The 13,077-nt window shown below is 66.0% G+C and carries 9 protein-coding genes; 8 read left to right on the top strand and 1 reads right to left on the bottom strand.

Going from position 1 to position 13,077, the window contains the following annotated elements; all coding sequences use genetic code 11:
- Positions 1-35: 35 nt before the first annotated feature.
- The 7 genes from ACP16H_RS22550 (at position 36) to ACP16H_RS22580 (ending at position 11,241) form a co-directional block, all read left to right on the top strand.
- On the top strand, positions 36-788 hold the full coding sequence (locus tag ACP16H_RS22550) for an SDR family NAD(P)-dependent oxidoreductase (protein ID WP_425074529.1): 753 nt from the start codon (positions 36-38) through the stop codon (positions 786-788).
- A gap of 111 nt (positions 789-899) precedes the next feature.
- Positions 900-2,090 carry a kynureninase gene (gene kynU / locus ACP16H_RS22555; RefSeq protein ID WP_425074483.1) on the top strand — a complete coding sequence of 397 codons (1,191 nt, stop codon included), beginning with the start codon at positions 900-902 and terminating at the stop codon, positions 2,088-2,090.
- A 126-nt stretch (positions 2,091-2,216) separates the two neighbouring features.
- A complete protein-coding gene (gene kynA, locus ACP16H_RS22560; RefSeq protein ID WP_425074484.1) occupies positions 2,217-3,050 on the top strand; it encodes a tryptophan 2,3-dioxygenase in 834 nt (277 codons plus the stop codon).
- A gap of 306 nt (positions 3,051-3,356) precedes the next feature.
- Positions 3,357-3,812: a (2Fe-2S)-binding protein gene (locus tag ACP16H_RS22565; RefSeq protein WP_425074485.1), complete on the top strand. Its 456-nt coding sequence runs from the start codon at positions 3,357-3,359 to the stop codon at positions 3,810-3,812.
- 1 nt (position 3,813) lies between these two features.
- Positions 3,814-6,084, top strand: a complete 2,271-nt coding sequence (locus tag ACP16H_RS22570; RefSeq protein WP_425074486.1) for a molybdopterin cofactor-binding domain-containing protein — start codon at positions 3,814-3,816, stop codon at positions 6,082-6,084.
- A gap of 305 nt (positions 6,085-6,389) precedes the next feature.
- Positions 6,390-9,830, top strand: a complete 3,441-nt coding sequence (locus ACP16H_RS22575; protein WP_425074487.1) for a Hint domain-containing protein — start codon at positions 6,390-6,392, stop codon at positions 9,828-9,830.
- Between the two features lie 103 nt (positions 9,831-9,933).
- Positions 9,934-11,241 carry an NAD(P)H-dependent oxidoreductase gene (locus tag ACP16H_RS22580; RefSeq protein WP_425074488.1) on the top strand — a complete coding sequence of 436 codons (1,308 nt, stop codon included), beginning with the start codon at positions 9,934-9,936 and terminating at the stop codon, positions 11,239-11,241.
- A gap of 239 nt (positions 11,242-11,480) precedes the next feature.
- Here the strand turns inward: ACP16H_RS22580 and ACP16H_RS22585 are convergent, their stop codons facing one another.
- Positions 11,481-12,260: a gamma-glutamyl-gamma-aminobutyrate hydrolase family protein gene (locus tag ACP16H_RS22585; RefSeq protein ID WP_425074489.1), complete on the bottom strand. Its 780-nt coding sequence runs from the start codon at positions 12,258-12,260 to the stop codon at positions 11,481-11,483.
- A gap of 185 nt (positions 12,261-12,445) precedes the next feature.
- On the opposite strand from ACP16H_RS22585, the gene ACP16H_RS22590 reads away from it, so the two are divergent.
- Positions 12,446-13,075, top strand: coding sequence for a CatA-like O-acetyltransferase (locus ACP16H_RS22590; protein WP_425074490.1), 630 nt, complete (start codon positions 12,446-12,448; stop codon positions 13,073-13,075).
- Positions 13,076-13,077: the final 2 nt, after the last annotated feature.

Raw genomic sequence — 13,077 nt, forward strand, 5'->3', positions numbered from 1 at the left:
ACCTCTTTAAAGTCCGCAACGAAACGGGAGGGTTCATCATGCTTCAAGGCAAACACGCAATCGTCACGGGCGGCGGCACGGGCATCGGCCTTGCCATCGCCCGCGCGCTGGCCGAGTCCGGGGCCGAGGTCACCATCACCGGCCGCCGTCTCGACACGCTGCAATCAGTTGCGACGGACCACATCCACCCTTTGCAGATGGACGTGCAGGACGAAGCCTCGGTGGTCGACGGCATCGCCGCCACCGTCGCGGCCCGTGGCCCGATCCAGATCTGCGTGCCAAATGCAGGCATCGCCGAGGGCCGCGCCCTGATGAAGACCGACATGGCCTTCTGGCGCAACATGATGGCGACCAACCTCGACGGCGCCTTCCTGACGATCCGCGAATCGCTGAAGTCCATGACCACGACCGACTGGGGCCGCGTGATCGCGGTGTCGTCGATCGCGGGGCTGAAGGGACTGAAGGGCGCGCCGACATACACGGCGTCGAAACACGCGCTGATCGGGCTGATCCGGGGGCTGGCCGCCGATTATGCCGGCAAGCCCTACACGTTCAATGCCCTCTGCCCGGCCTACGTCGACACCAATATCGTCACTCAGAACATCGACAGCATCATGAAACGCACCGGCATGGACGCCGACGCGGCCCGCGACCTGATGGTCGGCGTCAACCCGCATGGCCGCCTGATCCGTCCCGAAGAAGTTTCCGAAGCCGCCCTCTTCCTTTGCGGCGAAAATTCCGGCAGCATGAATGGCCAGGCGATCCAGATCGCCGGAGGAGACATGTGATGCAATACACCTGCCGCAGGCCAGACCCGCCGACGCGCGCGACTTTGCCCCTCTGACCGCCCGTCCCTTGCGTGGGGCCGGGCCTTCCCGTCATGCGCAAAGGACACCCTCATGACCGACTTCTCGAAAACCCGCGCCCTGTTCGATCTGCCGCAGGGCATCACCTATCTCGACGGAAATTCCCTTGGGCCGCTGCCCAAGGCCACGCCCGCCCGCGTGGCGCAGTGCGTACAGCAGGAATGGGGCGGGCACCTGATTTCCGCCTGGAACGCCTGCGACTGGATGGCAAAACCGCGCCAGCTGGGCGACCGCATCGGGCGGCTGATCGGGGCCGAGCCGGGGCATACCGTCATCGGCGACACGCTGTCCATCAAGGTCTTCCAGGCGCTCGCCGCCGCGCTGAAGCTGAACCCGGAGCGCCGCGTGATCCTGTCGGACACAGGCAACTTTCCGACCGACCTGTATATGGCCGAAGGGCTGCTGAAACTGCTCCCCGAGGGGTATGAGCTGCGCACGGTCGCGCCGGAGGCCGTCGCTGAACACGTCACCGAAGAGATCGCCGTCACGCTCATCACCGAGGTCGACTACCGCACGGGCCGCCGCCACGATATGCGTGCGCTCACGGCACTGGCCCACGCCAAGGGCGCGCTGACCATCTGGGACCTTGCCCATTCGGTAGGCGCCTTCCCGGTGCATCTGGCCGACTGTCAGGCCGATTTCGCCTTGGGCTGCACCTACAAATACCTCAACGCAGGCCCCGGCGCGCCCGCCTTCATTTACGTGGCTCCGCGCCACGCGGACACGGCAGAACCGGCGCTGGCAGGCTGGCTGGGGCACAAGGCGCCCTTTGCCTTCGACCTCGGCTATACCGCCGGGAACGGCATCGACCGCATGCGCGTCGGCACGCCCCCGGTGATCCAGATGGCGGCGTTGGAGGCCGCGCTGGACATCTGGGACACCGTCGACATGGACGCGCTCCGCGCCCGCTCGCTGGAACTGGCCGACCGCTTCATCGCCGCGGTGGAGGCGCAGACCGACCTCGCGCTGGCCACCCCGCGCGACCCGAAGGACCGTGGCAGCCAGGTGTCCTTCCGCCATCCCGAGGGCTACGCCATCATGCAGGCGCTGATCGCGCGCGGGGTCATCGGAGACTTCCGCGCGCCCGACATCCTGCGCTTCGGCATCACGCCGCTTTACTTGTCCGAGAACGAAATCGACCAGGCTGCCGCGACCTTGGCGGATATCCTCGCCACCCGCAGCTGGGACGACCCGCAGTTCAAGGCGCGCAAGGCGGTCACCTGACCCCCTGCTTCTTTGGTTTCACAAATACCCTCGGGGGAGTCTGCGCACAGCGCAGACGGGGGCAGCGCCCCCTATCCCGATTTTGCCCAGGCAAAATCGGCCCCCGCCCGATACGAGAGACTTAACATGACACAACCCTACGATCCCGCCGCCGACGGCGCACAGATGACCTTTGACAAGGACATGTCCTATGGCGACTACCTGCACCTCGACGCGGTGCTGACCGCGCAGCACCCGATTTCCGACGCGCCGGACGAGTTGCTGTTCATCATCCAGCACCAGACCTCGGAACTGTGGATGAAACTGGCTCTGCACGAGCTGCGCGCCGCTCGCGCGGATCTGGCGCAGGGCCAGACCCGGCCCGCCTTCAAGCGCCTGACGCGCACGGCCCGCGTCTTCGAGCAGCTCAATTCCGCATGGGATGTCCTGCGCACCATGACGCCTTCGGATTACACGACCTTCCGCGCCAGCCTGGGACGCAGTTCAGGCTTTCAGAGCCACCAATACCGCGAGATCGAGTTCATCCTCGGCAACCGCAACCCCGCCATGATCCGCCCCCACGCACATCAGCCCGCCATCGCGGAACGGCTGGAGGCGGAGCTGGCCAAGCCCTCGCTTTACGACATGGCGGTGCGGCTGCTGGCGCAGAAGGTGGACGTCCCGGTGCGCGCACTGGACCGCGACCTGCGCGTGCCGCACCAGCCCGACGAGGCGCTGCAGGCGGCCTGGGCGCAGGTCTATGCCGATCCGGCGGCCTATTGGGACCTGTACGAACTGGCGGAAAAGCTGGTGGACCTGGAGGATTATTTCCGCCGATGGCGGTTCAACCACGTGACCACGGTCGAGCGGGTCATCGGTTTGAAGCGCGGCACCGGGGGGACGTCCGGTGCGTCCTACCTCAAGCGCATGCTGGAAGTGGAGCTGTTTCCCGACCTCTGGCACCTGCGCACCGCCTTGTGACGGGTTTCGCCTGCGCTGGGCGCAGGCGACCGGCGCGCGGCCATGCGACCGCGCGTCGCCGGGGCCCTGCCCCGGACCCCGCGGTATTTGGATCAAGATGAAGGGAAATGCGCCCGAGACAGTCCATACCCGGGACACAAGCGGCGAAGGGACGCGGGAATTGTCCCGCAGTGTTGCTTGACCTCGCCGCCCGTCGGTTCATCATTTGCACAAATCCGCAGGCATGGCTGACAATCCCGCCGCGATGCGGCATTCAACAGGCAAACCGGCCCCGCTGGCCGGATCACGCGATTCGAAGGAGTCCCCATGGCCTTCACCCTTACCGTCAACGGCACCTCGCACGAGGTGGACCTGCCGGGCGACGTGCCCCTTCTGTGGGTCCTGCGCGACCAGCTGAACCTGACCGGCACGAAATACGGCTGCGGCGTGGCCTCCTGCGGGGCCTGCACCGTGCATGTGGGCGGCGAGGCGATGCGGTCCTGCCAGTTGCGGCTGGAGGATGTGGACGGCGAGGTGCTGACCATCGAAGGACTGGGCACGCCGGACAAACTGCATGCGCTCCAACAGGCCTGGATCGAGCATCAGGTGCCGCAGTGCGGCTACTGCCAGTCGGGGCAAATCATGCAGGCGGCGGCGCTTCTGGCGGAGCAGCCCAAGCCCTCGGACGCAGAGATCGACGCGGCCATGGCGGGGAACCTCTGCCGCTGTGGCACCTACAAGCGCATCCGCGCCGCGATCAAATCCGTGGCGGAGGGCGCATAACATGGCCAGCATCGGAAAAATCGCCCGCAGGACCTTTCTCATCGGCACGGCTGCCATCGTCGGCGGCGCGGCCTTTGGCGCGTGGTACATCACAAAGCCCGCGCCGAACCCGTTGAAGCCGCAGGACGGCGAGACCGCGCTCAACCCTTTTGTCCTGATCGACGCCGAAGGGATCACGCTGGTGTCGCCCCACGCCGAAATGGGCCAGGGCACCGAAACCACCTGGGCCGCGCTGATCGCCGAGGAGCTGGATGTCACGCTCGACCAAGTGCGCATCATCCACGGCCCGCCCGCGCAGGCCTATTACAACTCGGCCATGATGGGCGCTGCGGTCGAGGGTTATGACGCCTCGTCGTTCCAGCGATCAATGGGCGAGGTGCTGGGCCTCCTGGGCAAGGTGTTTTCCATGCAGGTGACAGGCGGGTCCACCGCCATGAAGGACGGATACGAGCGGATGCGCGTCGTCGGTGCCGCCACGCGCGAGATGCTGGTGGCCGCCGCTGCGGATCGGTTGAAGGTCGATCCCTCGGAACTGGTCACCGACAAGGGGCAGGTCATCGCGCCGGATGGGACCAAGATCCCCTATACCAAGCTCGCCGCCAAGGCCGCCGAAATGGAGCCGCCGCACACCGAGCTGCGCCCGCGCGAGGAATGGAAGATCCTCGGCCACCGCATGACACGCCGCGATGTGCCGGCCAAGACCACGGGCACCGCGACCTTTGCCATCGACACCCGCCTGCCCGGCCAGAAATTCGCCGCCCTGCGCCTGTCACCCACCCGCGCAGCTATCAGGGAATACGACGCCTTCGAGGTCAGCCGGATGCCCGGTGTCGAGAAGGTCGTGGACCTTGGCGACGGTCTGGCGGTGATCGCCAACAACACATGGGTGGCGCAGAATGCCGTCAACCAGATCCCCGTGACATGGGAAGAGGCTGCTTACCTCGCCGATGACGCCGCCATCACGCAGGCGCTGGAGGCCGGGTTCGCGCAGGAACCGGATTCGATGCTGCGCGACGATGGTGACGTGTCGAAACTGCCCGAGGGCACAACGCGCATCGAGGCGGAGTACCGCGTGCCCTTCCTGTCGCACGCCCCCATGGAGCCGCAATCGGCCAACGCATGGTTCGACGGCGGCAAGCTGCGGATCTGGACCGGCTCGCAGATGCCGGTCTTTGCCCAGCGCGTGGCTGCGGACGAGGCCGGGCTGGACGTCGAGGACGTGGAATTCAACGTCACTTACCTTGGCGGCGGCTTTGGTCGTCGTGGCGAGGTGGATTTCACCCGCTATGCCACCCGCATCGCCAAGGAGATGCCCGGCAGCCCGGTGCTGCTGACCTACTCGCGCGAAGAGGACATGACGCATGACTTCTTCCGTCCTGCCGCCATTGCACGCTTTGCGGGCGCGGTGAAAGACGGTGGCGCGGTCATGCTGGATGCCCGCGTCTCCTCGCCGCCGCTTTTGGGTCCGGCCATCGAACGCGCGGCGGGCTTTGCCCCCGGCGGGCCGGATGCCTCGATCACCGAGGGCACGCACAACCAGCCCTACGCGATTGCGAACTACCGCGCGCAGGGCTTTGCCGTGCCGGGTCTGCCGCCCGTGGGGTTCTGGCGATCGGTGGGGAATTCGTTCAACGGCTTCTTCATGGAAAGCTTCATGGACGAAATGGCACATGCCGCCGGGGCTGACCCGCTGCAATTCCGCATGGACCTGACCCGCGACGAATTCCTGCCCGCATGGGAAGTGCTGAACGCCGTCAAGGAGATGTCCGGCTGGACCGGCGAAACCGCCGAGGGCGTCGGGCGCGGTGTCGCCATGTGCTACAGCTTTGGCACGCCGGTCGCCATGGTGATCGAGGTGCGCGACGTGGCGAAGCGCCCCGCCGAGGGCAGCGATCCCGCGACGCACAAGCCGCTGATCCGCATCAGCAACGCCTGGATCGCCGCCGATCCCGGAGTCGCGCTGAACCCCGACAACATCGAGGCGCAGCTGGTGGGCGGCATGGTCTATGGCCTCTCCGCCGCCATCGGGGAGGAGATCACATTCTCCCAAGGCGCGGCGCAGCAGTTGAACTTCCCCGACTACGAGCCCTTGCGCATCAGCCAGATGCCGAAGACACAGGTGCGCATCCTGGAAATCCAGGAGCACCTCGGCGGCGTCGGAGAGGTGGGCACGCCCCCCGCGGCCCCTGCCCTTGCCAACGCGCTGTTCGACCTGACGGGCGAGCGCTATCGCAGCTTGCCGCTGAAGAAGGTGCTGGACTTCTACGTCTGACGCCCCACAGGTGACGATACGGAAACGCCCGGCCTTGGAACCTCCAAGGCCGGGCGTTTCCGTTTCCGCGCCAGTTTGCGGCAGAATTGTGAACTGTTGCCGAGCGGGCTAAGGCGCGCAGAACGTCGAAACCCAGTAAAATAAGCCATATCGTGCCCTTTTCGGGCAAACCTCCGAGCCTTCCCACCGTTTCCAATTCGGACAATGCTCCGCGAATTTGCCTAAATTGTTCCGCATGACCGCCCCAGCCGCTCTGTATCCATTTCTTCAACAACAGGGAAAACCCTGGGAAATGGAGCAGGACAATGGCAACAATGGTCAGCGGGCTGGGAGGTCCGGCCGGGTATGGCGAGAACGTCTTTACCACGACGGCCAAGACCGTCGGCAACAATGACGACGGGGCCATTGCCGTCGATGTCAGCTCTGTCTTCGGCGACGGGCTGAACTTCTACGGCACCACCTACAACTCCATCTACATCAATACCAATGGCGTCATCAGCTTTGGCGCGGCGCAGACCGCCTACCAGCCGAACCTGACCGGCACCACCACGCCGCTTCTGGCGCCCTTCTGGGCTGACGTGAACCTGAACCGCGGCGGGCAGATCTACTGGGACCTCGATCCCGCCAACGGCACCGTCACGATCACATGGCTGAATGTGGCGGCCTATTCCGGCAATGGCAGCAACTCCTTTCAGGTGGTGCTGACCGATCAGGGCGGCGGCGATTTCTCGGTCGAATACATCTACCAGAACATCACCTGGACCAATGGCGGGTCGGGCAACGCACAGGCCGGGATGACCGATGGCGGCGCGAACGACACCGTGCTGGACGGTTCGGGCAATTCGACCGAGTTGCAGAACTACGAGACCAACAACTTCCTCTACGGCGATCCGAACGGCACCTTTCAGGTCAACGTCGCGAACGGAACGCCTGCTTTCCCGGACGGCGTCGTTCAGGGGACGACCGGCGGCGACCTGATCGACCCGGACTTTTCGGATGTGGCGGGCGATACGGTCGAACAGACCGGCGCGAACGGCGCCGACAGCATCCTTTCGGGCGCGGGCGACGACACCGTCATGGCTGGGCGCGGCAATGACACGGTTGCGGGCGAGGACGGCAACGACCTGATCTACGGCGACTACGGCAGCTATACGCCGACCAACATCGCCGCCGACCTGAACTGGAACCAGTTCGGCACCTCGGGCAGCAACATCGCCAATGGTGCCGTGCAAGACACCGGTGACATCGACGTGACGATGGGCTTCGTGTCGACGGGCAACAACAACCCGACCTTCCAGGTCGACACCAGCCTGCAACAATACAAGGCGGCGGGCGAAACCTATTCCAACACCTCCTCGCTGTTCCTTTACGGACAAGGCGACGGCGCGACCTCGCGGACCACGATGACCTTCTCGGCCTCGGCTGGTTCATCCGTTTCGGGCGAGGTGGAAAACGTCTCGTTCCGCATCAACGACATCGACTGGGGCGCGGGCAACCACACCGACCTGATCACGGTCACCGCCTTCGATGCCTTTGGAAACGCGGTGCCGGTGACGATCACCGTCAGCGCCAACGACACCCTGTCGGGCAACACGATCACCGCAGGGCAAGTCGCCGAGGGCACGCAGGACGCGGGTGGCTCGGCGCTGATCGAGATCGCTGGCCCGGTCAAGTCCATCGTCATCGATTACGGCAACCTGCAAGGCAACACCCAGGGCATCTGGCTGACCGACGTCCAGTTCGAAGCCATCCCGATCGCCAGCGGCAACGACAGCCTGCTCGGCGGCGCGGGCAATGACACCATCTACGGCGAAGCGGGCAACGACACGCTGGACGGCGGTGCGGACAATGACAGCCTTCTCGGCGGCGAAGGCAATGACAGCCTGCTCGGCCAGACCGGCAATGACACGCTGGATGGCGGCGCGGGCAACGATACGCTGCTGAGCGGCGACGGCGCGGATTCGCTGCTGGGTGGCGACGGGGTCGACGTGCTGGAGGGTGGCGCGGGAAATGACACCATCGACGGTGGCACCGGCAACGACACGATCCAGGGCGCGACAGGCGACGATTCCATCCGGGGCGGCGACGGCGCGGATTCGATCAATGGCGGCGACGGGCTGGACACCATCGACGGCGGTGCGGGCAATGACGTGCTGTTCGGCGACGCGGGCGCGGACCTGATCCTCGGTGGGCTGGGCAACGACACCCTGAACGGCGGCACCGGCGGTGATACACTTGAGGGCGGCGCCGGCGCGGACCGGCTCGAAGGCGGGTCGGGCATCGATTTTGCCTCCTACGCCGGGTCTGCCTCGGCGGTCACGGTCAACCTGTCCAACGGCACTTTCTCGGGTGGGGACGCGACCGGCGACACCACCGACGGCACCGTCGACGGCATCATCGGCTCGGCCTTCGACGACAGCCTGACCGGCTACGACGCGCAGGGCACCGACGCCGAGGGGTTCTGGACCAACGTCATCTACGGCGGCGCGGGCAACGACACGATCCGCGGCCTTGCGGGCAACGACAGCCTGTACGGCGACGACGGCAACGACCTCGTCGATGGCGGCGCTGATGACGACTACCTCTCGGGCGGGATCGGCAACGACACCCTGCTGGGCGGCACCGGCAATGATACGCTGGATGCGGGCACCGGGGCGGACAGCCTCGACGGTGGCGAGGGCAACGACTCGATGCTGGCCGGTGGCGGCAACGATACCGTGCTGGGGGGCCTGGGCAACGATACGGTCTTTGGCGGCAATGGCGCGGACCTGATCGACGGCGGCGATGGCGCGGACGTCCTGAACGGCGACGCGGGCGATGATACCATTCTTGGGGGTCTGGGCGCGGACAGCATCCTCGGTGGCACGGGCGATGACCTCATCTATGCCGCACTGGGCGACACCATCGACGCGGGCGACGGCGACGACACCATCACGCTGGTGGACCTGGCCGAGGCCGGTCCCGGCACCATCACCATCGAAGGCGGTACGCTGGGCCAGACCGGCGGCGACACGCTGGACCTCGCGGGTCTGGCCGACCGTGGCACGATGGTCATCACCTCGGACATCGGCGGCGAACTCACCGGCACCGTGCAGATGTACGACGGTACGCTGGTCAGCTTCTCGAACATCGACAGCGTGATCTGCTTTACCCCCGGCACGCGCATCCTGACCCCCACCGGCTACCGCGTGATCGACGACCTTCTCCCCGGCGATCTGGTCCTGACCCGCGACGACGGCCCGCAGCCGCTGCGCTGGGTCGGACAGTCGCGTCGCCTTGCGAAGGGCAAGACCGCCCCGGTGCGCATCGCGCCCCGCACCTTCCCCACCGATCCGGCGCTGAAGGATCCGCGCCCGCTGCTGGTCTCGCCGCAGCACCGCATGTTGATCGAAGGCTACGAGACCGAGCTGCTGTTCGGTGCCGAAGAGGTCTTTGTCGCCGCGACCCATCTCGAAGGCTTCCCCGGCATCACCCGGCAGGAAGGCCGCGAAGTGACCTACATTCACCTCGCGTTCGACCGCCATCAGGTCATCACCGCCGAGGGCGTGGCCACCGAAAGCTTCTTTGTCGGCCCGCAGGCACTGCGCAACCTCGACGCCGACCAGCGCACCGGGCTGTTTGCCGCCTTCCCGCATCTGGAAGCGGATGACACGCTGTACGGCGACACCGCCCGCATCTGCCTGAAGAAACCCGAGGCGCAGATGCTGATGTCCGAGATCCTCGCCGCCGAGGCGCAGGCCGCCTGACCCCGCCCCCTGTCCGTATGCTGGACAGTTGACAGCGCTAACAGGCCCCATGCAACCTGCCCGCGAAAGAGCCGGGGAACACCCGGCCCAGCGGGAGGACTCCATGTATATCTATCACGAGCTCGCGGCGCGCGCGGCCGCAGGCAACCCCGTGCGCGTCGGGCTGATCGGCGCGGGCAAGTTCGGCTCGATGTTCCTCAGCCAAGTGCCGACAACACCGGGTCTGACCGTCTCCGTGATCGCCGACCTGAACCCCGACCGCGCCCGCGCCGCCTGCGCCGCCGTCGGCTGGGACGAGGCGCGCATCGCTGCCACGCGGTATACCGACGACGCCGAAGCGATGATCGCCTCCGGTGCGGTGGACGTGGTGGTCGAGGCGACCGGCAATCCGGTGGTGGGCCTGACCCATGCCCGCGCCGCGATCCGCAACGGTGTCCACATCGTCATGGTCAACGTCGAGGCAGACGTGCTCGCCGGTCCCCTGTTGGCGCGCGAGGCGCAGGCCGCAGGGGTGGTCTATTCCATGGCCTACGGCGACCAGCCCGCGCTGACCTGCGAGATGGTGGAATGGGCGCGCGCCACGGGTTTTGAGGTGGTCGCGGCGGGCAAAGGCACGAAGTACCTGCCCGCCTATCATGCCTCCACCCCCGACACGATCTGGGACCACTACGGGCTGACCGCCGAGGAAGCGGCGAAGGCGGGCATGAACCCGCAGATGTTCAACAGTTTCCTGGACGGCACGAAATCCGCGTTGGAAATGGCCGCGATTGCCAATGCGACGGGGCTGACACCGCCTTCGGACGGGCTGCTCTTTCCGCCTGCCGGGATGGACGACCTCGCCCATGTGCTGCGCCCCCGCGCGGTCGGCGGCCAGCTGGAACGCAAGGGCCAGGTCGAGGTGGTCACCTCGGTGGAACGCGACGGGCGGCCGGTGCACAAGGACCTGCGCTGGGGCGTCTACGTGGTGATCGAGGCCCCAAACGATTACGCCGCCGCCTGCTTTCGCCAATACGGCATGAACACGGACAGCACGGGGCGCTATTCGGCGATGTACAAACCTTTCCACCTGATCGGGCTGGAGTTGAACATCTCCATCCTCTCCGCCGCCCTGCTGAACAAACCCACGGGCGCGACGCAGGGCTTCACCGGAGACGTGGTCGCCACGGCAAAACGCGATCTGAAGGCAGGCGAGGTGCTGGATGGCGAAGGCGGCTATACGGTCTGGGGCAAACTCCTGCCCGCCGCCAACTCGCTGGACATCGGCGGTCTGCCCATCGGGCTGGCCCATGGAGTCAAGATGAAAACCAACGTGGCCAAAGGCCAGAGCCTGCGCTGGACGGACGTGGAGATCGACGAGACCACCCCCGCCGCCCGCATCCGCCGCGAGATGGAGTCAGCGTTCAAGCCCTGAAAGATAAGCCTTTGCCATGGTTCGCAGGGGGCTCTGCCCCCGCCGCTCCTGCGGAGCGCCTCCCCCGAGGGTATTTTTGAAACCAAAGAACAGGGGGCCGGAGCCCCCCCGGCGTGTTGGCCGCACGACTGCCGAGTAGCGGATTACGCTTCTTTGGTTTCCTAAATACCCTCGGGGGTGAGGCCGAAGGCCGAGGGGGCGGCGCCCCCGTGCAAGCCCGAAACTGGGTACGACGCAGGTCAGGCAGTCTTCAGCAAGCCACCCGACTTCTTCGCGCAGGACCAGCCGCGCACAGCCTCGCCAAAGGCCTCAAACAGCGGACGCGAAACCGGGTCGTTGGCGGCATCCCATTCCGGATGCCATTGCACCGAAAGAGTAAAGCCTTTCGCCCCATCCACATAGATGGCCTCGGGCGTCCCGTCCGGGGCGTGGCCTTCGATCACGATGCGCTTGCCGGGCGCCTTGATCCCCTGCCCGTGCAGCGTGTTGGTCATGACCTCGGCAGCCCCGAAAAGCTTGTGGAACACGCCGCCCTCGGTCAGCTTGACCGCATGGCGCAGGGCGAATTTCTCTTCCAGCGTGCCGTCCGGAGGCATCCGGTGGTTCATCCGGCCCGGCAGGTCGCGGATTTCGGGGTACAGGGTCCCGCCCATGGCGACATTGACCTCCTGGAAACCACGGCAGATCCCCATGAAAGGCTGGCCCCGGTCCACGCAGGCCCGCACCAGCGGCAAGGTGATCGAATCGCGGCAGCGGTCCATGGCGCCATGCGCCTCGGTGTACTGCTCGCCGTATTCCTCGGGATGCACGTTCGGTCGACCGCCCGTCAGCAGGAAGCCATCACAGACCTCAAGCAGTTCTTCGACCGTGACCAGCCGGGGGTCCGCCGGGATCAGCAGTGGCAGACAATGCGACACCTGCGCCACGGCCTCGGAATTCATCGCCCCGCCCGCATGCGCAAGGTACTGGTCGTTGATCAGATGAGAATTGCCGATGATACCGACGACGGGGCGCGTCATGGGGGAGTGCTCCTTCTTTGTCAGGGAACATAATCCACTATTTCCCCGAGAAAAAGGTGAACGCCGCACGGCAGGGTCTGCAAACGCGCGCAGACCGGCGTTTCGCCGCGCAAACCGGCGGCCCTTCCGGTTGCCCTCGACCGCCACTCGGGACATTCTCCCCCGCGTACCAGTACGGAGCCAGTATGACCGCCACCCCCATCGACCTTTCAACCTGGGACAGGACCGAGACGTTCCGCTGGTTCCGCGCCTACGCGCAGCCGCATTACGGCACAACCTGCCGCGTCGATGTCACGCGGCTGATGACCGTGAACAAACCGCAAGGCGTGTCGCCCTACATCGGCTGCCTTTACGCCATTGGCCACGGCCTACTGGCGGTGCCGCAACTGCGAACGCGGTTTCGCGGCGACACCGTTGTGCAGCACGACACCATCGCACTTTCCTTCACCGTGCCGCGGGACAGCGGTGGCTTTGCCTATAGCCTGCAGCCCTTCGACCCGGATTTTGCCACCTTCGACCGCGCCACGCGCAACACCATCGCCACGGTCCGCGCCAAGACCGGGCTGAACGCCACACCCGATGCGGGCGACGGCGTGGCCTACCTGTCTTGTGTGCCCTGGCTGGATTTCACCGCGCTGGATCACCCGCTGCCCGGCCCCGAGGACTGCATCCCCCGTGTCTCCTGGGGCAAGATCGTGCCCAAGGCCGACGGCTTCGACATGGCGGTGAACATCTACGTGCATCACGCCCTGACGGATGGTGAACACCTTGGCCAGTTCTACGCCGCGCTGCAGGACAGGCTGAACACGCTCTGACC

The sequence above is a fragment of the Sagittula sp. S175 genome, assembly GCF_049800975.1.
Classification (GTDB): domain Bacteria; phylum Pseudomonadota; class Alphaproteobacteria; order Rhodobacterales; family Rhodobacteraceae; genus Sagittula.

What these genes read in the sequence shown, in the direction of transcription:
- kynU (WP_425074483.1), top strand. Translation starts at nt 900, where the DNA reads ATGACCGACTTCTCGAAAACCCGCGCCCTGTTCGATCTGCCGCAGGGC.
- kynA (WP_425074484.1), top strand. Translation starts at nt 2,217, where the DNA reads ATGACACAACCCTACGATCCCGCCGCCGACGGCGCACAGATGACCTTT.
- ACP16H_RS22565 (WP_425074485.1), top strand. Translation starts at nt 3,357, where the DNA reads ATGGCCTTCACCCTTACCGTCAACGGCACCTCGCACGAGGTGGACCTG.
- ACP16H_RS22570 (WP_425074486.1), top strand. Translation starts at nt 3,814, where the DNA reads ATGGCCAGCATCGGAAAAATCGCCCGCAGGACCTTTCTCATCGGCACG.
- ACP16H_RS22575 (WP_425074487.1), top strand. Translation starts at nt 6,390, where the DNA reads ATGGCAACAATGGTCAGCGGGCTGGGAGGTCCGGCCGGGTATGGCGAG.
- ACP16H_RS22580 (WP_425074488.1), top strand. Translation starts at nt 9,934, where the DNA reads ATGTATATCTATCACGAGCTCGCGGCGCGCGCGGCCGCAGGCAACCCC.
- ACP16H_RS22585 (WP_425074489.1), bottom strand. Translation starts at nt 12,260, where the DNA reads ATGACGCGCCCCGTCGTCGGTATCATCGGCAATTCTCATCTGATCAAC.
- ACP16H_RS22590 (WP_425074490.1), top strand. Translation starts at nt 12,446, where the DNA reads ATGACCGCCACCCCCATCGACCTTTCAACCTGGGACAGGACCGAGACG.